At 60.0% G+C, this 21958-nt stretch carries 16 protein-coding genes and 3 pseudogenes; 12 read left to right on the top strand and 7 right to left on the bottom strand.

Translation table 11 applies throughout. The features are described from left to right. Window positions 1-684: 684 nt before the first annotated feature. Together JT360_RS31130 and JT360_RS31135 are read right to left on the bottom strand one after the other, a co-directional pair. Complete coding sequence (locus JT360_RS31130) at window positions 685-876, bottom strand: hypothetical protein (protein WP_214476976.1); 192 nt, start codon at window positions 874-876, stop codon at window positions 685-687. Between the two features lie 301 nt (window positions 877-1177). Continuing rightward, a complete protein-coding gene (locus tag JT360_RS31135; RefSeq protein WP_214476978.1) occupies window positions 1178-1849 on the bottom strand; it encodes a LuxR C-terminal-related transcriptional regulator in 672 nt (223 codons plus the stop codon). Between the two features lie 1058 nt (window positions 1850-2907). Between JT360_RS31135 and JT360_RS31140 the strand changes: the two genes are divergently transcribed. The 8 genes and pseudogenes from JT360_RS31140 (at window position 2908) to JT360_RS31175 (ending at window position 13429) form a co-directional block, all read left to right on the top strand. Next, window positions 2908-3921, top strand: coding sequence for an ABC transporter substrate-binding protein (locus tag JT360_RS31140; protein ID WP_214476980.1), 1014 nt, complete (start codon window positions 2908-2910; stop codon window positions 3919-3921). Window positions 3922-3951: 30 nt separating this feature from the next. Continuing rightward, on the top strand, window positions 3952-4971 hold the full coding sequence (locus JT360_RS31145; protein WP_214476982.1) for an ABC transporter substrate-binding protein: 1020 nt from the start codon (window positions 3952-3954) through the stop codon (window positions 4969-4971). A gap of 41 nt (window positions 4972-5012) precedes the next feature. After that, window positions 5013-5987: an ABC transporter substrate-binding protein gene (locus JT360_RS31150; protein ID WP_214476984.1), complete on the top strand. Its 975-nt coding sequence runs from the start codon at window positions 5013-5015 to the stop codon at window positions 5985-5987. Beyond that, window positions 5984-6589 carry an SCO family protein gene (locus tag JT360_RS31155; RefSeq protein ID WP_214476986.1) on the top strand — a complete coding sequence of 202 codons (606 nt, stop codon included), beginning with the start codon at window positions 5984-5986 and terminating at the stop codon, window positions 6587-6589. Before JT360_RS31150 ends, JT360_RS31155 begins: the two co-directional genes overlap by 4 nt. Further along, complete coding sequence (locus JT360_RS31160) at window positions 6555-8663, top strand: sensor histidine kinase (protein WP_214476988.1); 2109 nt, start codon at window positions 6555-6557, stop codon at window positions 8661-8663. Before JT360_RS31155 ends, JT360_RS31160 begins: the two co-directional genes overlap by 35 nt. Further along, window positions 8660-9025 (top strand): response regulator, encoded by a 366-nt coding sequence (locus tag JT360_RS31165; RefSeq protein ID WP_214476990.1) that lies wholly within the window; start codon window positions 8660-8662, stop codon window positions 9023-9025. The genes JT360_RS31160 and JT360_RS31165 overlap by 4 nt, the downstream gene beginning before the upstream one ends. A gap of 14 nt (window positions 9026-9039) precedes the next feature. Beyond that, the gene (locus JT360_RS31170; RefSeq protein WP_214476992.1) at window positions 9040-10188 is read left to right on the top strand and encodes a response regulator; all 1149 of its coding nucleotides are present in this window, start codon (window positions 9040-9042) and stop codon (window positions 10186-10188) included. Window positions 10189-10452: 264 nt separating this feature from the next. Continuing rightward, window positions 10453-13429, top strand: a pseudogene (locus JT360_RS31175) (Tn3 family transposase). Window positions 13430-13679: 250 nt separating this feature from the next. Here JT360_RS31175 and JT360_RS31180 read toward each other — a convergent pair. Continuing rightward, on the bottom strand, window positions 13680-14354 hold the full coding sequence (locus tag JT360_RS31180; protein ID WP_214476994.1) for a peroxiredoxin-like family protein: 675 nt from the start codon (window positions 14352-14354) through the stop codon (window positions 13680-13682). A 175-nt stretch (window positions 14355-14529) separates the two neighbouring features. Between JT360_RS31180 and JT360_RS31185 the strand changes: the two genes are divergently transcribed. Then, window positions 14530-14667, top strand: a complete 138-nt coding sequence (locus JT360_RS31185; RefSeq protein WP_214476996.1) for a hypothetical protein — start codon at window positions 14530-14532, stop codon at window positions 14665-14667. A 171-nt stretch (window positions 14668-14838) separates the two neighbouring features. Here the strand turns inward: JT360_RS31185 and JT360_RS31190 are convergent, their stop codons facing one another. Next, window positions 14839-15282 (bottom strand): hypothetical protein, encoded by a 444-nt coding sequence (locus JT360_RS31190; protein WP_250889198.1) that lies wholly within the window; start codon window positions 15280-15282, stop codon window positions 14839-14841. A gap of 941 nt (window positions 15283-16223) precedes the next feature. On the opposite strand from JT360_RS31190, the pseudogene JT360_RS31195 reads away from it, so the two are divergent. From JT360_RS31195 to JT360_RS34275, 3 genes and pseudogenes are all read left to right on the top strand, one after another. Continuing rightward, window positions 16224-16904, top strand: a pseudogene (locus JT360_RS31195) (IS3 family transposase); the annotation flags it as partial. Between the two features lie 362 nt (window positions 16905-17266). Continuing rightward, on the top strand, window positions 17267-17617 hold the full coding sequence (locus JT360_RS31200) for a hypothetical protein (RefSeq protein ID WP_214477000.1): 351 nt from the start codon (window positions 17267-17269) through the stop codon (window positions 17615-17617). 59 nt (window positions 17618-17676) lie between these two features. Beyond that, a pseudogene (locus JT360_RS34275) lies at window positions 17677-17799 on the top strand (Y4oE-related protein); the annotation flags it as partial. Window positions 17800-17899: 100 nt separating this feature from the next. On the opposite strand, the gene JT360_RS31205 reads toward JT360_RS34275, so the two are convergent. The 3 genes from JT360_RS31205 to JT360_RS31215 form a co-directional block, all read right to left on the bottom strand. Beyond that, a complete protein-coding gene (locus tag JT360_RS31205) occupies window positions 17900-19363 on the bottom strand; it encodes an alpha/beta fold hydrolase (RefSeq protein ID WP_214477002.1) in 1464 nt (487 codons plus the stop codon). Between the two features lie 1126 nt (window positions 19364-20489). Further along, window positions 20490-21212 (bottom strand): SMC-Scp complex subunit ScpB, encoded by a 723-nt coding sequence (gene scpB, locus JT360_RS31210; RefSeq protein ID WP_214477003.1) that lies wholly within the window; start codon window positions 21210-21212, stop codon window positions 20490-20492. 2 nt (window positions 21213-21214) lie between these two features. After that, on the bottom strand, window positions 21215-21958 hold a 744-nt coding region (locus tag JT360_RS31215; protein WP_214477005.1), incomplete at its 5' end, for a DUF1403 family protein.

Below are 21958 nucleotides of genomic sequence, written 5' to 3' on the forward strand. Positions count from 1 at the left end.
CTATATACGAGACGCTTGTGGCGACTTCAGTTTGGCAAATGCAATAAGGCTGTGCTGTTGGCGACTGCACTTTTCCTAGTGGTCGTAGAATTATCGGGGTTTACGCTGACGTTCACAACCGGCTGAGCACGCGCGCCAGAAAGGCGATGCCTCCTCAAATTTTCCTAAAGCCGAGTCTAATGTCCCAATTTGCCCCAAAAGCACAGGCAGTTCGGGCTGAGGTGCGACCCAGAAAGTTCGAGAAGCTTCCAGGAAGCCCAGCCAAACTGGATGCCCTGTGGTCGCTCGACGCCGCTGCTACCGCTGATTCTGCAAGTAAGTCAAAAGGTTGCCCTGAAGTTCGCGTGAACTTCGCCGCGATCCCATTCGCAGTTCGACAGGACCAGATTTAGAAGCCGTTTCTTCTCGTTTGGATCCTGTTTGGCAAACAGTCGGCTTGCATCACGGGCCAGTTCCAGGAGCCGCAAGCCGTCCTCCATGTATGATTCTTGCGCCTCGCTATGCCGCTCGATCTCGCGTCGCAGACGCGTCTGCTCGACTCGCCATTGGGTGGTCCCCCAAAACACGTTTTGGACAAGCCCGCCGCCATCGGCACGACCTACGCGCTAAACAGTCCGTTGGGGTACGATTTTGAGCCCCATCCTCAAGGGCAACTTTGGCGCCGTAATCGATGTGAAATCTTGTTTAGGGCTTTATCTTCCTGGTCTGGCTCGGGGTCAGGAATCCGCCCTTTAGCAGTTCCAAGGCGTCGAGCGCCTCTTCATCCAGCAGATTTGTCAAGGCCACCCCACCCACAAATACAACCTTGTCATCGTCTATGTCGTAGACCTCCCACAGCCCATCCTCGACCCTTCGCATTGCGTACCCGCTCTTCATAAGGAACTGCTCATATGCCGTCTCGCAAATTCCGGCTAGAAAATTCGGTCCATGGGAGTTGATTTGCGGTGGAAAACTAAGCAGCTTTGATCGGCCTGCTGAACGACGCCATGCGGGATCGGGGGTCGGGATTGCGATTCAATTAGGTGCCCGACAGCCGCAGTACTGGTAGGCGACCATCCGTGGCTGTCGGGCCGTGGCCAGCGGCTTAAGAGGAGGCCAGTGCTGGCTGACAAAAAGATATGCCTGAGACTGCGCTATTAGCATCATGCGAATGATGCACAATCCATTGGTGCGAATTCTAACCCACGTATTTCTCGTGCCAGGTTTGTAGCAAGACGGCCGCTTCAGTCCGGTTTCGCACCCCAAGCTCGCGCAAAATGGCTGTGGCGTGGATTTTCGTCGTCGCTTCGGCAATGTCCAAATTTCGGGCAATCTCCTTGTTCGAGTACCCTTCCGCCATCAGGTTAAGGACTTCCTTCTGTCTCGATGTCAGCCTGCCGAGATTGCCCGCGTGCCGTCTCGCCTGGTGTCTCTGAGAAGGCGCAGCTATGTGCGGTCCTTGTCCGGCAGACGTTCGTGACAGAAGTGCTGGAACATAGATGCGACCGGCCAGGATTTCCTTTACAGCCAGCACGACTTCCTCGTCCTTTTGCGACTTTGCGATGTAGCCGTGAAGCCCGATCGAAAGTGCCTTGAGGATCTCCGCGCGTGAATCATCGGCGGAAACGATCGCAAAGCGTGTATCAGGATAGGCAGATAGTACGTCACCGAGCACTTCCTGATCGAACAGGCCCGGCATATTCAGGTCCAGTATGGCGAGATCGATCGAAGCCTGCTGTTCCAGAAGATTGACAACGGCGTCGAAACACGCGGCGTCGAATATTTCGACGCCCGGAATACCTGCCGTCAGTGCCAGTCGCAATCCGTAACGATATAGGCCGTGATCGTCGGCGATGACGATCCGATACATTGAACTTCCCCAACGCTCAGTCTTCGCCCCGCGAGCAAACCCAAACCAGCCCGCAGAGGGCTCTGTTACCCTGAGACGCACCGGACTGTGATGGGCTTAGAATCGTGGCCAACCACTTGTCGTGACATCCCCGCGAGGTTCACGGCGTCCCATCCGAGAACATCGCGCATTTCTAATATAATCCAATTTAGCGAAAAGCTTCTCTCTTTTTTGTGAGCCTGACATGAGGTGCCTGCCGGACGATATCGAGTGTCCGTTTCCGACAGTGCAACTCGCAACCGCAGGGTGGTCGCGCAGCCCGGAATGGCCCTGATCGAAGATTGAGAACGTGCGAAGCGGTCAGCCCCGCGAGCAGCACGCCCGCGAGGAGAGCGACGATCGAGGCGAGGAACCAGCGCAGCGTGACTTGATGGTAATCATCGACGCCGACACAGCCGCGCCCAGCCGCCCACCGTCCCGACAACACCGCGCGGAGGCGCAACGAAGCGGTCTGTCCGCATTCACCCCAGAGCTTCGCGGCGGCGGTCGCGCCATCGCCAACATCTGCCGAAAATCGAAATCCCCATAGCCATCGCCTGTGGCCCGCGGGTTCCTTCCTCGGGGACTTTCGTACGCCTGCCGGCGCCCGAAACTCTTCACGACAGCGGAATGGCGGCTTTTGGCGTCCGAAGAAAGATAGCAGACGTTCCGCCCGCCGGAACCAAGCTCTGAAGCTGACCCGATGCATACCTTGCGTCGATCACTAGGTCCGGCCGCGCGGCAAACTCGAAGTGGCTATTCACAACAGCGCAAACAGTCTCCCCGACAGCGAGGTGCTGGCGGGACGTTTGGCGCAGTAAGTTTTGCGCTCGCAACCTGCGCAAATTGGGCGTACGTTGGCATATCGTCGGTTGCTAATTCATGACCCGGCGACTGAGAGCGCAAGACTCCCGCAGCGGACTGGGCGCGCTAGAATCCACAACTACTCGTCGCGCCCACGAGACCATCTGCCTCTGCCGAAACCTCTTTTGTTCGGTTCGGGCCGAAATTGCCTTGCAGTTCGGAGAGGGAGCGTTCCGATGCAGATCATGCAAACCCGCCGCCGATTCCTGTCCGGCGCTGCAATGGCAGGCGCTGCCGGTATCGTAGGTCTTCCGCAGCCACTCCACGCGGAACCGCCGCTGGAAACCACCACTGTTCGTCTGCCGCATTGGGTTGGTGGTTCCTACTGCTGGGCAGGTGCGTACATCGCCGGGGAACTGATGCGTGCGGATGGCTTCACAGACGTTCGCTACGTACGAGGCGATAAGAGCGTCGACCAATCGGAGTGGATCGCACGCGGTGAGACGGATTTCTCGGTCAACTTTTCGCCGAAGCAAATCGCGTCGATCGATGCCGGCGTGCCGATCAAGGTGCTAACCGGGTTGCACTCCGGATGCCTCGAACTGATCGCCAACGAGAGCATCCGCAGCGTCACGGATCTGCGGGGCAAGAGGGTGGGCGTTGATGGTCTCAACAACTCGCGACACGTGTGGCTGTCCCTCATGTCCGCCTATGTCGGGCTCGATCCCGTCAACGATATCCAGTGGGTCTTGACTGAGGACGTCAAGCCCACGGAACTCTTCATGCAAGGGAAGATCGACGCATTCCTCGGGACGCCGCCCCAGCCGCAGGAGCTGCGCGCCAAGAAGATCGGCCACACGATCCTCAACAACACCGTCGACCGCCCCTGGTCACAGTATTTCTGCTGCATGATCTCCGCGACGACAGACTACGTGACCAGGTACCCGGTGGCGACCAAGCGGGTCTTGCGATCCATCCTCAAGGCCGCCGACCTCTGCGTGTCGGCTCCGGAAATGGCGGCGCAGCAGATGGTCGATCGCGATTTCGTCCCATCGTATGACTTCGCGCTCCAAACGCTGAAGGATATCCGGTACGACCGTTGGCGAGAATTCGATCCCGAAGACTCCCTGCGGTTCTACACACTGCGCATGCAGGAGACGGGCATGATCAAGTCCGGCCCGCAGGAAATCCTCGCCAGCGGAACGGACTGGCGCTTCCTCAATGAACTGAAACGCGAGATGAAGACGTGATCCCGTTTGTCGTGATGGGGAGACTTGAACATGCAAATCATCCAGAGTCGCCGCAGCTTCATAGCCGGCCTGGCAGCCGGCACCGCTGGACTTTTCGCAGCGCCGAGACTGGCGCTCGCTGAGCCGCCGCCGGAGACGACCAGCGTCCGGCTTGGGCGTTGGATCGGCGGCGCCTATTGCTGGGAGTCGCTCTACCTCGCGGGCGAGCTGCTCCGCGCCGACGGCATGACCGACGTCCAGTACGTGCAGGGTGATCAGAAGTACTTCGACAGCAGCCAATGGATCGCAGCGGGTGAGACGGATTTCGACTTCAACATGCCGACGATGCACATCCGCGGCGTCGAGGCTGGAGTGCCACTCAAGATCCTCGCCGGCGTGCATTCTGGCTGCTGGGAGTTGCGCGCCAACGATCGCATCAACAGCATTGCCGACCTCAAGGGTAAAAGGATGGGCGTCTGGGCGATGAACGACCACCCGCAGGTGTTCCTCCAGCTGCTGATCAACTATGTCGGGCTCGATCCCAACCGCGATGTCGAGTGGGTGGTGGGCGTGCAGAAGAACGGCTCGCTCATGCAGAACTTCATCGACGGCAAGGTCGATGCGTTCTTGGTTGACACCAGCCAATACTCCGAGGTTCGTGCCAAGAACATTGGCCACACGGTCTTCGCGAACCTGGTTGACCGACCCTGGTCGCAGTATTTCTGCTGCATGGTCGCCGGCCGGAGCGAGTATGTGGACAAATATCCGGTCGCCACCAAGCGCGTGCTCCGGGCCATTCTCCGCTCGGCCGAATTCTGCGCGTCCAACTCGACAGCGGCCGCCCGCGCTGTGGTCGATCAGGGCTTCCTGCCGAGCTACGAGGTTGCGTTGACGACCTTGCAGAACACCGGGCAAGACAAGTGGAGGGAATACGACGCGGAAGACTCCGTGCGCTTCTATGCGCTGCGCATGCTGGAGACGGGCATGATCAAGTCGAGCCCGCAGGAGATCATCGCCAAAGGGGCGGATTTCCGCTTCTCCGACGAAATCAAACGCGAGCTGAAGGGGTGAGCCCGCGGCACCGGTTGCGAGCTGTTCGGGGGGAGTGACCCATGCACATGATCCAGAACCGCCGCACTTTCGTGGCCGGCCTCGCTGCAGGCGCGGCGGGCGTTGTCGGCAGATCGACACCGTCCTGGGCAGAGCCGCTGCCTGAGACGGCCACGGTTCGCTTACCCGTTTTCTACAAGATTTCCGATTGCCAGTTGCCCGAATACATTTCTACGGAACTGCTGCGCGCCGAGGGCTTCACCGACATCCAATTCGTGGCCTCCGGCACCGGCCCTGATTCACCAGATTGGCTCGCTCATGGCGAACTAGATTTTGATTGGCCCTTCTTGCCGGCAGCGATCCGCTCGATCGACAGCGGCGCTCCGATCAAAGTTCTGGCCGGCATGCACTCGGGATGCCTTGAACTAATCGCTGACAACAGCATTCACAGCGTTTTGCAGCTCAAGGGCAAGAGGGTGGGAATTGACATCACTAACGGAACCCCACGCGAGCTTCTGATCATCATCCACTGGGTCGCCAATCCGGATTTGAGCTCCTTGGAGCTGCTTGCCGAAGGCAAGATCGATGCCTTCCTCGGTATTCCCCCCCTGCCCCAAGAGGCACGCGAACGCAAGCTCGGCCATGTAATCCTCAAGACGTCCATCGATCATCCCTGGTCGCAGTACTATTGCTGCATGCTGACCAGCACTGTGGATTATATGAGCAGATATCCGGTAGCGACCAAGCGCGTGTTGCGGGCTCTCCTCAAGGCCGTGGACCTTTGCGTGTCCGACCCAGAGCGAGTGGCTAGGCTGGCAGTCGAGAGGGGCTTCGCCAGCCGTTACGACTATGCGCTGCAGGCGATGGGCGATGTGCGTTACGACACCTGGCGGGACTATGATGCCGAAGACTCGATGCGGTTCTATGCGCTGCGCATGCAGGAGACAAAGGCGATCTCCATGAGCCCACAGGAGGTCCTGGATCGCGGCACCGATTGGCGCTTCCTCAATGAGCTCAAGCGGGAGATGAAAACATGAGCCGCTGGCCGACGCGCGCCTTGCTGGTCCTAGCGCTCGTCGCCCTGCCCGTGCAGGCCTATGCGCACGAGGCCCATGCGCACGCTGGGGAGAGCGAGCGACTACCGATGATGGGGGCTGCGCCCGACTTCACGCTGACGTCGCAGGACCGCAAGCGGGTATCGCTGCACGATTTCCACGGCAAGGTGGTCGCCGTCGCCTTCATCTACACGTCCTGTACCGACGTCTGCCCGATGCTGACCGCCAATATGGCCAGCGTGCAGGAAAAATTGGGGAGTGCGTTCGGACCCAAAATCGCCTTCGTTTCGATCACTGTCGACCCGGAGCGCGATTCGCCCGATGTCTTGAAGGAATATGCGCAGAATTTTGGCGCCGATTTGAAGGGCTGGTCTTTCCTTACCGGTGATCCGGCGACGGTCCATGAGGTTGGACGAAAATACGGGGTCATCGCGAAGAAAACGGCGGATGGTGATGTCGACCACACCTTGCTGACGTCGCTCGTAGACCCTGAGGGTAACTTGCGCGTACAGTATCTCGGCGTTCGGTTCGACCTGGAGGAGTTCCGGGGTGACCTTCTCAGCCTCTTGGACGAATCCAAATAGCATAACGAACCGGCTCGTTGGCTGGGTTGCCCGGCTGCCGGCGCGTGTCCAGACCAAGTTGCTGATCGCGTTCCTGTCGATCGTCGGGCTCTTGATCGTGCTCGGGGCCGTCGGGTTGCAGGTGCTGAGCGGCGTCAATGATCAAACAAACGAGCTGATCATGCTGCAGCGCCGCATCGCAGCCTATCGCCAGGTCCAGCACGACACTACGAACCAGCTCTACAGCATCTCGACCGCGCTCCTGCTTCAGGACGAGCGGATGCTGGATGCAGCGCTGCGCCAGCTCAACCAGTTTGGCTACGACCTCGACCGTATGGAGTTCGTCGCCGAAACTGAGGCGGAGGTGCTGGGGCAGGTCCGGCAAGAGTACGAACGGCTCGCGGCCGGCGTGACGCACGTTGTGGAGCTTTTCCGCGCCGGTCGCACGGAAGAGGCGCGCAAGGTTCAGCTGGATGAGATCATCCCGTCGGCCGACCGCCTCGAGCGGCTGACGAACCAGCTGGTCAACATGGCCGAAGCCGACATGGTAGCGGCGATCGAAACGAGCGAGGGGGCATACGGCACCTCCCGACTGATCGTGGTCTCCTTTGCAGTGGGCAGCATCCTGCTCGCGCTGGCGCTTGGCTACATAATCTCCTGGTCGTTGATCGAACCGGTCAAGAAGATCGAGACGCGTCTCCGCCAGATAGCGGCCGGCGACTTCGCCCAGCAGGTCGCCGTCGCCAATCGGGACGAACTGGGAGCGCTTGCGGACAATGTCAACCAGACATCTGAGCAGCTAGGAAGACTGTATCAAGAGGTGCAGGCGCGCACGGCTGAGCTTGCTCGGTCGGTCGGCGAACTGGAGGCGCTCGGGGAAGTCAGCAAGGCGGTCAACTCGACGCTCGATCTCGACATGGTGCTGCAGACGATCGTGGCCAAAGCGGTTCAACTGTCGGACACTGATGCGGGCACCATATATGTGTTCAGCGGCGCGAGACAACAATTCCGGCTGCGCGCAAGTTTTGGGATGAACGACGAGCTCATTGCCGCGATGTCCGACCAGATTATCGGGCTGAACGATTTAGGAATCGGCAACGCCGCAGGGGGGTACGCGCCCGTCCAGTTTCCCGATCTCGGCGCAGGAACGCCCTCTCACGTCCAAAAGATCGTGCTCGATGCCGGCTATCAAAGCATCCTGGTAATTCCACTGCTTAGGCCTAACAAGATCGTCGGCGCGCTTGTCGTGAGGCGCCTCAAACCTGGTGAATTCGACAAGCAAGTCGTCGACCTCATGGAAACCTTTGCGGCCCAATCGGTGCTCGCCATTCAAAACGCGAAGCTGTTCCGCGAAATAAAAGAGAAAGGCCGGGAACTGGAGGCCGCCAGCCGCCACAAATCCCAGTTCCTGGCGAATATGAGCCACGAGCTCAGGACGCCGCTGAATTCGGTTCTGGGCTTCACGGAACTATTGGTCGACGGAATCTACGGCGAGCTTCCGGAGAAGGCAAAGACGACCGTTGCGCGCGTGCAGGCAAACGGCCGTCACCTCCTCGGGCTCATCAACGACGTACTCGACCTTTCCAAAATCGAAGCCGGCCAGCTCACGCTGGCAATCGAGGACTACTCCGCCGCGCAGATTGTTCGATCGACCGTTACGGCTGTCGAGCCGCTGGCACGAGCGAAGGGTCTTGAGCTTTCAACGACTATTGCCGAAAACCTTCCAATCGGCCGCGGGGACGAACGCCGTTTGACGCAGGTCTTGCTTAATCTTGCAGGCAATGCCGTCAAGTTCACCGAAACGGGTGCTGTCGACATTCTTGCCAATGCGGTAGACGGGCACTTCGAGATCACCGTCCGAGATACCGGTCCCGGCATCGCGTCCAAGGACCAGGCTCTCATCTTCGAAGAATTCCAGCAGGTCGACAACAGCAGCACGAGGCAGAAGGGTGGCACAGGTCTCGGCCTTGCGATCTCGAAGCGCATCGTGGAAATGCATGGCGGAACCATAGACGTCGAGTCAGTGATCGGGTCAGGGTCGACCTTCCGCCTGAAGATACCGATCCGGGTGAATGAGGACGTGAGGGCCGCATGAGCAAACGAATCCTGATGGTGGAAGACACCGAGGACAACCGCCAGATCATACGCGATCTCATTGCCACCACTGAATACGAGCTGATCGAGGCGGCGGACGGCGCCGCTGGCGTCGCAGCCGCCGACGCGCACAGGCCAGATCTGATCCTCATGGACATTCAGCTCCCGGTGATCGACGGGTATGAAGCGGCCCGCCGCATCAAGGCCGACCCGGCGCTCCGACACATACCGATCATCGCCGTCACGTCCTACGCGCTTTCGGGCGACGAGGCGAAAGCCCTTGCTGCAGGGTGCGATGGCTACATTGCCAAGCCGTTCAGTCCGCGCCAGCTGCTCGCCGAGATTCGCCAGTTCCTTGCCTGAGGGGAGACAGTGCCTTGCACAATCCGCCTCGCATTCTCGCGGTCGACGATACCTCGGAAAATCTCGAGATCCTGCGCATGCGGCTCGAGGCGAATGGCTACGAAGTGGTGACTGCCGCAGATGGTGAAGAGGGGCTTGCTAAGGCCCGCGATCTCACGCCGGATCTGATCCTGCTCGACATCATGATGCCGAAGCTCGACGGAATCGCCGTGGTGCGCTTGCTCAAGCAAGACGACTCGCTGCGATCGATCCCCGTTATTCTTGTTACAGCCAAAGCCGACACTCGTGACGTGGTCGAGGGATTGGATGCCGGCGGCGACGACTATCTGACAAAGCCCTTCGAGCACCAGGCGCTGCTGGCGCGCGTGCGATCGATGCTGCGCCAGAAGGCGCTTCACGATACCGTCGCGAGCCAGGCCCAGCTGCTACAGGATCAGGCCGCGCAGCTTTCCGATTGGAACCGCTCGCTCGAGCAAACCGTGGCTGAGCAGGTGACCGAGCTCGACCGAATGGCCAGGCTCAGACGGTTCCTGCCCGAGCAGGTCGCCGACCTCATCGTTGCGGCGGGCGACGGAGACGCGCTCTTGCGGAGCCATCGTCGCGAGGTGACCGTTGTCTTTTGCGATTTGCGCGGCTTTACAGCCTTCGCAGAGACCGCCGAACCCGAAGAAGTCATGACAGTTCTTGCCGAGTATCACGCCTGTCTTGGCGAGCAAATCGTCCGCTACGAAGGGACTTTGGAGCGGTTCGTCGGCGACGGTATCGTCGTGGTTTTTAACGATCCACTGCCGTGCGCCGACCATTCCGAGAGGGCTGTGTCTATGGCCGCGGCGATGCGCGATGCGATTGACGGGCATTCGGAGCAATGGCGCAAGCGGGATTACTTGCTCGGCTTCGGAATCGGCATCGCTCGGGGCCATGCAACCATCGGGCGGATTGGTTTCGATCAGCGCGCGGACTATGCCGTAATCGGCACTGTGTCGAACCATGCGGCTCGATTGTGCGAAGAGGCGAAGGCTCGGCAGATTCTCGTCAGCCAGCGGGTCTTCGGCGCTGTCGAATCACTGGTCGAATCCGCTCCGGTTGGTGAGCTGACGCTAAAGGGTTTTCGACGCCCGATGCCTGCCTATGAAATCGTTCGGTGGATCGGTCGGCCAAGCTAGCGTTGGACGCACGCTGTGCTCTTTCCCACGATACGGCCCGTCGAACCGTGCGCACAAAGCATCCCAGCCATCGACCGATATCGAAAGCGCTGCAACGGGGAGAAGGCGGGGTCGGAACAAGAACCGTTCCCGCAGACACGCTAAGGTCGAACGAAGCGCGAACACGCGCATAGATCTGTAGATGAAGCCACTGGGCTGGTTGAAAGCCTCCGGCCGATGGCGAACCAATTCCCTTGGAATTTAGTGTGCCGAGGGAGAAGGCGAGTGGGTAGAAGACGGCTTGTCAGTTCAAAGGAAGCGGCGATACTTCTGGGCATAGCGACGGACGAGGCTAGTCTGATCCGTCACTTTACACTGGTCTCGGCAGACAGATTGGAATGCGAACTCCGACGGCGACCGCAGAACAAGCTGGGCTTCGCCGTTCAACTCTGCACGATGCGACACACGGGGCGGCTCTTGTGGGACAACGAGCAGCCACCCGCGGCTGTGATCAAATATCTTGCGGGTCAGCTCGGTATCGACGCGCGTCTCTACGCCTTCTATGCACATCGAGTACAAACGCGTTTCGATCACAGCCGATCGTTGATGGCTTACCTCAGTCTCCGGACTGCATCTGAAGACGATCGCCGCGCCGCCCTTGTGGCTGCAATCGATGCGGCGGCCAATGGCGATCACGGGTTGCCAATCGCGACAGCAGCCATTGCCGAGTTCCGGAAACGAAACGCACTCCTGCCCTCGCTGCATTCCATCGAGAAAATCGGACTCGGCGGTCGCGCGATAGCTCGGCGACGGGCTGAGAAAGAACTCGTCGAAGGTATCCCGCCCGAGCGGCTTACATTATTGGACAGGCGTTGGAGGTTGACCCGGCCCTCGGCCAGACGCGCTTTCATTGGCTGAGATCGGCGCCGGATGCGCCAAGTGCGTCAAACCTGGTCGGGCTGACCGAACGGATTGCCTTCCTGCGCAAGATGGCAATAGATCCGAAGTTCCAGATGCGTATATCCTCCGGACGGTGGGATCAGATGATCCGTGAGGGCAACGCCACACCGGCATGGCTGGCCAACGACTTCAATGCCAGCCGTCGACACGCGCTGATCGTGGCGCAGGTTATCAATCTAGTCTAGGCCAGAAGCTCACCGACGATGCACTGTCGATGTTCATCAAGCTGATGGGCAGGTTGTTCTCACAAGCCAACAACCGCAAGAAGCAACGGCACATGGACTGCAGGCCGGATACCGCAAAGGCGCTGCGCATGTTCCTCCAAACCATCACTGCTCTGCAATCCGCGAACGACCATGGCCGGAACGCATTGGAGGTTCTCGATCAGGAAGTTGGGTGGCACCGGCTACTCCGGATCAAGCCCGAGCTTGAGTCGATGGTCGAAAACAATGACGCCTCGGCACTGAGCTTGGCGGCAGAGCAATACGCGACCGTCAACAAATATGCCGGTGCGTTCCTACAGGCGTTCACGTTCCGATCAGCGCGCCGCCACGATCCGCTCCTTGCGGCGATTTCGCTGCTGACACGGCTCTACACCGAGAAGCGGCGGACACTCCCGGATCGTGTGCCGGTCACCCACCTTAGCCAAGCTGATCGGAGGCTCATCTTCGGCGAGGGGAGATCTGATCGTCGACTTTACGAGATTGCAACGCTCGCGGCTTTGCGAGACCGGCTTAGATCTGCTGACATTTGGGTCGATGGCAGCCGATCCTTCCCGCCGATCGATGAGCATCTTATGCCCCGGTCGACAATCACCGCCATGAAGGAGGAGGATCGCCTTGGACTGGGCGTCCAAAGTAACGGCGCGCAGTGGCTTGCCGAAGCGCGTCAGATGCTCGGCTTCAACCTGAAGCGCCTCGCGCACAGAGCACGGTCCGGAAAGCTCGAAGGTGTTCGTCTTGAAGCCGGGACGTTGATCGTTACACCAACTGCTGGCGAGGTTCCGCCGGCGGCCGACGAACTGAATGCCGAGATCAGCGACATGTATCCGTTGGTCGAGGTTTCCGACCTATTGAGGGAAGTGCATGAATGGACCGGCTTTGCAGATTGCTTCACGCATGTCCGCACGGGTGACACTCCGAGGAATGTCTCGGCCATGCTGGCTGGCGTACTGGCCGAGCAACCAACCTTGGTCCGAAACGGATGGCCAGCGCGTCCAAAGGCATCAGCGCTCATCAGATCAGTTGGATGCGCGCGTTCCACGCGCGGTCGGAGACCTACCGAGCAGCCCAGGCCTGCGTGACGGACGCACACACCCGCCATCCGCATTCTCGCCTTTGGGGCAATGGCACGACGTCATCATCTGATGGCCAATTCTTTCGAGCGACCGAGCCGCAAAGCGCGGAGATATAAATCTACATTACGGGAGTGAGCCCGGATCGAAGTTCTACAGCCATCTGTCAGATCAGTACGGCTACTTCAGCATTCTGCCCATCAGTCCGACCGAAAGCGAGGCGGCCTTTGTGCTCGACGGACTATTCGATCAGGACACAATCCCCGAAATATAGGAGCACTTCACCGACACCGGCGGCGCAAGCGATCACGTCTTTGGGCTATTCGCTCTGATCGGAAAGCGGTTCGCACCGCGACTGCGCAATCTCAAGGATCGGAAATTCCACACATTCGAGAAGGGTGACACCTACCTAACGTTGATCAACCACATCGGCGCGCCGATCAACACCGCGCTGATCCTTGATCATTGGGACGATCTGCTCCATCTGGCAGCGTCGATCACGACGCGATCCGTCGTCCTCTTGACCATCCTCAAGAAGCTCTCGGCGTCTCCAAAGGAAAGTCAGCTGGCCAAGGCGCTGCGGGAACTTGGCCCGATCTGAGCGATCGCTGTTCATGATCGAATGGTACTCAAGTCCAGCGCTACGCCGGCGTTGCCAGGTCGGCCTCAACAAGGGCGAAGCTGCGCATAAACTGAAGCGCGCCGTCTTCTTCCACGAGCGCGGCCGAAATCCGCGACCGATCCTTCGAGAGCCAGGCCTTCCGCGCCTCCGGCCTCAACCTCGTCGTTAGCGCGATCGTGCATTGGAACACGGTCTATATCGAACGGGCCGTCACCCACTTGCGCAAAATGCATCGCGAGATTCCGGATCATCTGCTCAAGCACGTCTCCCCGCTGAGCTGGGAGCACATCAATCTGACAGGCATCTACACCTGGGATACAGAACATCAGATGCCTGAAGGCTTCCGGTCGCTCAGATTTCCGGGTCGGTTTCGCCACGCCGCATGACGTTCATGCTCCGTTCGACCTTTAGCGTGTCGCTGGGAACAGTCCTTGTTCCGACCCCAACAAGACCGAGGGAACGTCGCGGAGGCTGCGAGGGCTGTTCGAGGAGATTGGGGGGCCGGTTCACGAATTCAAGCTGGGGCGGGGGGTGGGGTGGCTTTGTGGGCCCCCGCGCCGAAGCGCGTCGACCCCGGCTCGAACTAACGGGTTGCATGACACCTGCTATCCGTGCACCCGCTAGCGCACTGCGCCGCTACTGACCAATATGCGACGCGACCGACATCATTGCCTCAGAGTTCGGGTGAGCGCCCAAGCCGCCATCGAAAACCTCGGAGAACGTCCAGCGAACGACGCCGTTGCGGTCCAGCAGGAACTGGCCGGTGAGCTGGCCCACGCCGGTCGCCATCATTTGCTGGTCCGCTTCAGTGATATCGTAATTGTCTTTTTTATTCAGATATTCGAGCGTGGCAAACGGATCCATTGGCTCCGGCATTTCGCCCGGCACGTTGAGCCGCATCGCCTTCACATTACTCATTGAGACCTTGTGCGGCCATGCGCTCTCGCCTTCGGTGATCTGCATATTCGGCAATCCAAAGGCGCGGTGTGAAACGCGCTCCGGATCGGATGCAGCGAGCAAACCAACCATCGGATGGTACCGGAGATAAAGGCGTGCCCGTTCGATGGGCGTGTTCACCACCGTCAGGGTTTCAATGCCCTTTGCGTTAAGGGCTGGTGTGAGCAGCGAAACCGTCGCGATATGACGCCTGCAAAAAGGACAATGAAGACCTCGATACAGTCCGACCAGCACTGGCTTTTCGCCGCGGAAATCGTCGATAGCTATCTTGCCCTCGCGAGTAATCGCGTCGAGTACGAAATTGGGCGCTCTTTCGCCCAGTTTCAGAGGGCCTGCATCGATACGGTCTGACATGCTTAATCCTCCTCGGTCAGTCGAGTACGGGAAGCGCAGCAGGATAGTTCCGGCTCGACCGCGTGTTCGTCACAACGTCCTGCTCGTGCTGAAACGGTACTTTAGCACAGAGAGGACGGACGCTAGCAAGCAACCTTAGCGTCGACGGGTGGTGCGGGGCGCGACGGCGACGCAAATGATCAACCGGCTGCGCAAGGCGGCGGCCAAGGTCGAAGGCATCGCCCTGTTTGGCCAAGCCCGCCAGGACGTGCAGATCGAGAGACACCGTGGCGATCCTTACCGGTCGCAGGCCTCGGGAGCGCGTTCCCACTGAGACAAACAAGAAACGAGAAGCTCTTCGGCTAGTCTCAATCAGGTCGCTAGCGGTATATGCACCTACTCCTCTCACCGCAGGTCGGAACTCGCGAATAAATAATCAGCGCCGGACATGTCTAGGATGAGGTGCGTGGAATTACACCGACCAAGATGCGTCGAGGACGAGGGCTTACGGTTTACGCGCGATAACCAGGAAATGCTGTGCAAGCCACCCCGGAATACCAAATGCCAGGGCGCCCTTTTCGACAGGCAAAATCAACCGTTCGCAGACATGAGGCAGCCAATGTCCTGGCCGCGGCAAATATCCGTACGGTATAATCCGCTCGACAACGAAACCCGACGAAATAAGGAGATGCGTGAAGCGCCTCGTACTCAGGGTATTTTGCACTGTATGCCTCGACACTAGATTCAGCAGACGACACGCGATGCCAACCGGCGAGGTCGCATTCATGTGAATATTGCACACGAGACTTCCCCCCTCGTTCAGGTGGTTGTGCAGCGCAAATGGGGCCTCACGCTTCAAATCTTCTTCTGCATTCAGAAAGAACCGAAAGGCAGTTATTACATCGAACGTTTCTTCGAGCGGTTCTGTAGTGATATCGCCGTGCAGCAATCGCACATTCCGAGGCACTTGGGCGCACGCCCACTTAGGTTCCGAAACGTCCACACCCACCATTTCTTCCAGAGCGCGCCGTAGTAGCCAGACTCATAGGTCCTGTTGTAGTGCTCTCCATAGCCCTGAGCACGATGGCTGGACCTGTAGTCGACCGATATGCTGTCCCCTCCCTCGATCATCTGGCTTGACACGCCAAACAGAGGTGTGGGCACATTGATCTTCCGTTCCATTGATTGGATTTGCGCCGGCGCTATCAGCACCGGATCAGCTGGGATGGCGTTTCTTAGCAACTCAGGCTTTCTCAAAAGAAATCTCGAGGCGCCTCGCCAGTATGCGTTGCCCAGAAGCGTCTGATCGAAACCTTCCTGCCTCCCGTAGCGCGCGACCGTCCGCCGGTGCACTCCAAGCCATCGCGCAAACTGGCCCACTCCGCGCCATCGAACCTCGCAGTTTTTCGACCGCAAGCAGCTTTCATCACAAGGAATCCGTTTGTTAGAGCTGCTCAATTCGACGACCAGATCCAGCGCATGCGAAATAGGGACGGCATGTTCTCGGATTCATGCTGTCCGTCCTATGGCGAGCGTGGCTTCGGTCTGGACCTTGTTTCACGGGACCAGTTCCCAACTGTTGCAAGGGCGAGCTCACGCTAGGAGAAGCCTTCCCCACTGTCCTCGTCTGTTCGAATGAGAAGAATTTTGTTCGCCAATCCGCGACGTGCTGACCGGTCCGGGAGTGATGCGCTATGTCAAGTGGTTGTAATTATCGTGCCCCTGCAACATCGGCGTCTGTATGTGTTCCAGGGCCAGGATCCCGGCCGTTGCAGTCACGAAGTCAGTTTGCCCCGGCACGTTCGTCATGCCCACGAGAGCGACTAGTTTGCGCGGCGATGTTTGCGGTTAGCCGTGGTGGACGACGGCAGGGGGATCGAGCTGTCGAAGCTGGCCGAGGGTCTTTCCTGCGGGCTGCATCGTGTCGAGCGGCTGATGCGGGAGAATGGTCTGCGGGCTCGGCCTCGTCGCCGTGGCCTGCCGAAGGACACCGGGCAGCGAGCAGTGTCGGACAACCTCCTCGACCGCGCATTCGAGGCCGCAGCCCTGAACCAGAAATGGATCGCGGACTTCACCTACATCTGGACCGCCGAAGGATGGCTCTACATTGCCGCCGTCGTCGATCTGTTCTCCCGCCGTGTCGTCAGCTGGGCGATGAAGGCAGAGATGACGGCCCAGCTCGTCACCGACGCCCGTCCAGAACGGTGTGATCGTCGCTTTCCAATGCCCATCGCAATCTCCTTCGTTCAGGTGTTGCGACGACCACTTGAATCCGCCCAATATGCCGCACTCCTCTACCGCGACGTTCTCGCCGAGCACGATCTTATTGGATCGATGGGCCGGCGCGGCAATCCCTACGATAATCCGAAAGCGGAAAGCTTCATGAAGACGATGAAGGTCGAAGCCGTCTATCCGATGGCCTACGAAACCTTCGCCGACGTCGCTGAGGACCTTCCCCGCTTCATTGATCAGGTTTACAACACCCGCCGATTGCACTCAGCGCTCGGCTATCTCAGCCCGCAGCAGTTCGAGGACCAACACGCCCGGCAGATGGTCAAAACTGCGGCTTGACCCTGTCCGGTCCGAGGGGCGTACTCCAATCGGGGGTCAGTTTTGGAAGCCGTTTGACAGCCGGGTGAGGTTGCGGAAGGGTGGCTAGGACGGAGGCGGTAAAAAGCCACCTTCGCCTAAAGAGGAACGTGCGCCCGACATCGAAGTCCGGATGTACGATGCTGGCAGCAGACATCACGGCCATGAACGTCAACACGACCGCTGAAATATGACGCCTGGCCGGTACCTATCGCCGACGCACTGAGATCGCCGCGCTGCTGCGCTGCCCGTATCGCCTAGTCGACGAAGCGCTGTCCTGACCGGCGAACGCGAGAAGGACCTTTTATGCCAGCGAAGTGCCTTGCGCGTCTTGGTGCCCGCCTGTGGCAGCGGTCACGGTCCGGGATGGATTCCCTCGCCGCGCGGACTCCCTGGTATCCTCTCAGCGCCGCGAGAAGCAGAGAGCAATCGATCTCCTCGGTAAAAGAAGCCTGCAAATCAGCTTCCGCCAACAAAAACTGAGTACGAAGCGATTTCAATCTGGCCATCTTGGCGGCACGTTCGGTGCGCTCAGCTTCGGCGACCGCCATCGCGGACCGACCAATTTCGCCAAATCGCACCCCGGCATCCATCCGATCTCACGAAATATTTTTCAAACGCGGATAATGCCAATGGATCTCGGGCATTGTCGATTATTCAAAATTCGTATTGAGGGACGGCAGTTCGACGGATGACGACCAAGTTGCCTTGACAGTGGCAGAACTGGCAGACCCCAGTCTGGGCAGAGCTTTATGGGCCGGACCCGGCGACCGCCGTAGCCTGGTGCGCCCTGGAGGCGAACCTTGACGACCGCCGAGCCGACTACGGCTTCTGGTGCACAGTCTTCTTCGAATTGATCAAGGCCAAAACTCATTGATGCGCCTCTGGCTGGGCCGGTGGGATGAAACCCTCCCGCGTTAGGCCGACTGTCCTGTCGAAATGGGGGCCAGTTCAGTTCCAAAATCACCGGTCGTAAGCTACGCGACCGGATTGTGCATCGCCAGGAAGGAAGCCGTTTCCTCGAAAAACTGCTCGTAGGCTGACGTGCCTTCAAGGAGCACGTGGTTATTTCCCGGCAGTTCGACGAACATCGCCCCCGGAATGAGTTTTGCCATCAGGCGGCCCGCATCGATCGGCACAACGCGATCGCCCACGCAATGCAGCACGAGCGTTGGCACACGGACCCTCTTTGCCAGCTCTGTCACCTCAACTTTGCTGTTCATTTGCCAAAGTCGCATTGCCGCCTCGGGGCTCGTGGCAATGCGCTGTAGTTCGTCAAAGCTTGCCACAATCTCATGTGGGGCGTCGGGCATGAACGTTGAAGTGAAGAAATGCCTGAAAACGGGATTCGGCGAGCCCCAGCCGTCGCGGATCATCATCGCCCCGGCTTCATATAGCTTCCTTTGGTCGAGACCCGGTCGCTTTAGCCGACCTCGGACATAACCACCCAGCAGGACGAGACATGTCACTTGCTCCGGATGCTCCACAGCATAGCGCACGGAAAAGGCGCAGGCTTGCGAGATGCCGAGAAGCGCGAACCGATCCACCTGTGCCGCGGTCGCGACTGTGGACATGTCACCGGCCATTGTATCTTCCGATATAGTCTCAACCTCCCAGTCGGAAAGGCCGTTTCCGCGTTGATCGAACCGCACGAGATGGCAAAATTTGGCGAGCTTCGCGAGCATCGGACGCCAAATTGGACTGTGCCATTCATACTCAAGATGGTTCAGCCAGTTCGGACCCTTCAGCACCGGCGCTCCCTGGCCAATGCTGGCCCAAGCCAGTTGCACGCCGTCCGACGCCGTCGCGAACTGCACCCTCTGGTGCAGCGCCGCCTTGACTGGTCGAGTCGTCTGCAGCGCAGCGTCGGGCGTCCACTGCCAGACTCGGATGGGTCGGGAGATGTTTTTTACCCGCTGGTTGCCCATATCACGGAAGGGGACCTGGATCCGGTCCTCGACTGCCTGATGCACAATGTCCGAGACGCACACGCCGCCCGGCTTGGCGAGCCCCTCTAGTCGCGAGGCCACGTTTACGCCGTCGCCGAAGACGTCTCCGTCCTCGAACATGACGTCACCGAGATTGATCCCGACGCGGTAAAGGATTTGGGTGTTCTCAGGCTCACCGCTGTTCCGCTCCGCCATCGATCGTTGGATTTCGACAGCGCTTTCAACTGCCTCGACGACGCTCGCAAACTCGACGAGCAGGCCGTCGCCCGTGGTCTTGACGATATTGCCCCGATGCGCCGCGATCCGAGGCCTGACGACCTCACCAATATGTGCCCTCATGCGCGCAAGCGTACCGGCTTCGTCCACCTCCATCATCCGGCTATAGCCGGAAACATCCGCGGCAAGGATCGCCGCAAGCTTCCGCTCGAAAGGGTCGGCCACGTCAACCATACCGCAGCGTACGGGTCGAGCAGCCCTTTTGTCGAGCCACATTCCTAGCCACCCGCTTCGATTTGCTGCAGGTTCAGATGCGAGGACCGTACGAGATCGATCGAGCTTATACGGCAGTGTCGCCTTCCTGCCCCGCGGCGTGGGCCGTGATGGGGCCCCACACTCGACCCCCGCCCGGCCTGCCGACAAGGCCGGGGGCGGGTGGTGGCGAATTGGACCGTGCCAGTGTCGGTCTCAGTTCGAGCAGTCCGATCAGCGGCTCGGCCGAGAACAGCGTCGTGTCCGCGGCGAGCAGTTCGGTAAATCCGCTCTTGCTCGGCTTATGTTCCATGGTGCCTCCACTCTTTCCATGCGGCTGATGTAGCTTACGAAATAGAGCCCCCGCCAGCGCGCGTTTACCCCCATGCTACTCCCCTCATCGCAATGAAGGACGACATGCTCGAAGTGGAGCAGGCCAAAGCGAGTTACATCACGCAGGACGCTACCGAGCAGGCGGCCACAAGCCCGACTTCGAGTCGCTGCCTTGGGAAGCAGAATACCGAGCCGCAAAACAGGCCTCTAGGAGCCAAACTCGCCAGGCGAAGACCCCAACTACCCTCAAGCCCGGCGAGCCTACTACCTGATCAGGTACGCGACCAGGACCGGGATTTACCCGGTACTATTTCCGCTGCAAGAGATGCCAGCAACCTGTGCTGAATGGGACAGAGGGCGGCTCTTGAGTCCTTTTGGCGGCGTTGCGAGCGCGCGCTCACCGCAGATCGGGCGTTCGCAAGCGGGGCAGAGGTTGGGAACAACCCGTCTCGGCCATCCTGCATTCCGAGAGGATTAGGCCATCAGGCTTAGTTGCGCGGTTGCTAATATGCGGGTGGCGTATGTCAGAGGCAGGCCAAACGTGCCAGCTCAAGGGCCGGCGCGGAGCGTGCGCCTCCTTCACCCGTGCCGGCCAACTTCGTCAAACGCTCCTTCGCAACGATGACCTTGGCCAATGCCTCGCCTTCGTGGCTTCATATCGCATTGATATCTGGGAGCGATCCCAGGCGGATCACCTTCGTTAGATCCTCGTGCTCGCGAGGTTCGCGGTCCATGATCCCGATCACCGGCTGCCGCACGATGAGTCAGCGTGCCCCTGAGTTGCTAGCTGTCGTAGGCAACCCGCCCCCCGATCAGTTCAGCGCGCCTCATCCTCAACGACGCCTGTCGTTGGCTCGTCCTCTTCGCCGTCTCCCTCCCCGCTCGCCAGCCCGACCGGAATATCGCCGGCCAGCAGCGTCTCCTTCGACAGCAGGCCTGCATCCTCGAGCGCCTCGAAATCCGGCAGCTGGCGCAGCGTGTCGAGCCCGAACTGCGACAGAAAATTCTTGGTCGTCACGTAGGTGTAGGGCGCGCCCGGCTGCGGACTGCGCGGCCCCGAGGCGATCAGCTGCTCAGCGCGCAGCACGCCGATCAGGTCGCGCGACACCTCCTTGCCGAAAAAGCTCGACAGTTCGCCACGCGTGATCGGCTGGAAATAGGCGATGCACATCAAAACCAGCGCTTCGGATTGCGACAGTTCTTTTGCCCCCTCGCCCGCTGCCGTGCCGAAGGCGGCGCGGATGGCGTCGCCAAAAATTTTCTTGGTCCGGTGCTGCCAGCCGCCGGCGACCGCGACCAGCTCATAGGGCCGGCCGGCGAGCTCGGCGCGAATGTCGTCGATGATCAGTTCGAGATTGCAGTTTTTTCCCACCACCCACGCGAGGACACTACGCGTCACCGGTTCATTTGCCGCAAAAATCACCGCTTCGACGCGGCCCATCCACTCGCGCCAGCGCAGCTCGGCCGGAAGGTGCTCCAGCTCGGTATCCAGCAAAGCCGGCTGAACGTTTGGCTTGCGACGGGCAGACGCTTCGCTCATCGCTACAGCCCAAACAGCCGGAAGCTGGTGCGGCCGGAGAGCTCGCGCACGGCATCCATTTGTTGCAGCCGCTCGAACAGGCGCCGCGATGCAAAGCGCGACAGGTTTTTGGTTGTCAGCGAGCTCGAAACGGCGTCTTCATTGAGCAGCAAAATAATCACGTCGTCGGCGCCCTTGGCGCGCAATTTTGGTGCGACGGCGATGAGCCGCTCCGCGCGACGCGACAGCTCGGCGGCCAACCGGCAGGCGTCGGTCGCGGACCGAAGCAGCGCCAGGCACACCGCCCGCTCAAACCCGTTTTCGCCCGGCCGAATGCGCTTGCCACCGGCCTCGCCGCGAAAAGCCGGACCAAAGGCCTGAGCCATCAACAGCGGCAGCGGCCGCGGCCAGCGCAGGCTTTGTGCCAGCGCCAGGTCGGCGAGCCACCAGGCAAGAAGCTCGGCATCGGGCCGCATGGCAACGACGTGGGCGGCGATCGCCGCCGCGGCGAACGGCGCCGGCCGCCCCGAGCGCGCCAGGTCGTCAATGTGTTCACAAAGCGCGGCCAGCGCCTCGCCGTCCCAATGGAGCCCCAGCTGGTCGACGATGTTTTCGAGCCGCTCGGCGTTGGCAACCGGCGGCTGCAGCGCCAACTGCCGCCAGGCGCCAAAGATGGCGCCGGCAGGACCGCGATCGGCGCCGGCCGGGCAAAGCTGCCAGGCATCGGGCAAGCCGGCCCCGCCCTCGGCGCGGCCGGCGAGCCGAAT

The organism is Mesorhizobium sp. dw_380 (assembly GCF_018588885.1).
In the GTDB taxonomy this organism is placed as follows: Bacteria; Pseudomonadota; Alphaproteobacteria; order Rhizobiales; family Rhizobiaceae; genus Mesorhizobium.

Bases quoted from the DNA above. Each gene is read 5' to 3' on its own strand.
- JT360_RS31205 (WP_214477002.1), bottom strand. From the start codon at position 19,363: ATGTGGCTCGACAAAAGGGCTGCTCGACCCGTACGCTGCGGTATGGTT.
- JT360_RS31185 (WP_214476996.1), top strand. From the start codon at position 14,530: ATGATCAACCGGCTGCGCAAGGCGGCGGCCAAGGTCGAAGGCATCGCC.
- JT360_RS31165 (WP_214476990.1), top strand. From the start codon at position 8,660: ATGAGCAAACGAATCCTGATGGTGGAAGACACCGAGGACAACCGCCAG.
- scpB (WP_214477003.1), bottom strand. From the start codon at position 21,212: ATGAGCGAAGCGTCTGCCCGTCGCAAGCCAAACGTTCAGCCGGCTTTG.
- JT360_RS31150 (WP_214476984.1), top strand. From the start codon at position 5,013: ATGCACATGATCCAGAACCGCCGCACTTTCGTGGCCGGCCTCGCTGCA.
- JT360_RS31180 (WP_214476994.1), bottom strand. From the start codon at position 14,354: ATGTCAGACCGTATCGATGCAGGCCCTCTGAAACTGGGCGAAAGAGCG.
- JT360_RS31155 (WP_214476986.1), top strand. From the start codon at position 5,984: ATGAGCCGCTGGCCGACGCGCGCCTTGCTGGTCCTAGCGCTCGTCGCC.
- JT360_RS31145 (WP_214476982.1), top strand. From the start codon at position 3,952: ATGCAAATCATCCAGAGTCGCCGCAGCTTCATAGCCGGCCTGGCAGCC.
- JT360_RS31140 (WP_214476980.1), top strand. From the start codon at position 2,908: ATGCAGATCATGCAAACCCGCCGCCGATTCCTGTCCGGCGCTGCAATG.
- JT360_RS31135 (WP_214476978.1), bottom strand. From the start codon at position 1,849: ATGTATCGGATCGTCATCGCCGACGATCACGGCCTATATCGTTACGGA.
- JT360_RS31130 (WP_214476976.1), bottom strand. From the start codon at position 876: ATGAAGAGCGGGTACGCAATGCGAAGGGTCGAGGATGGGCTGTGGGAG.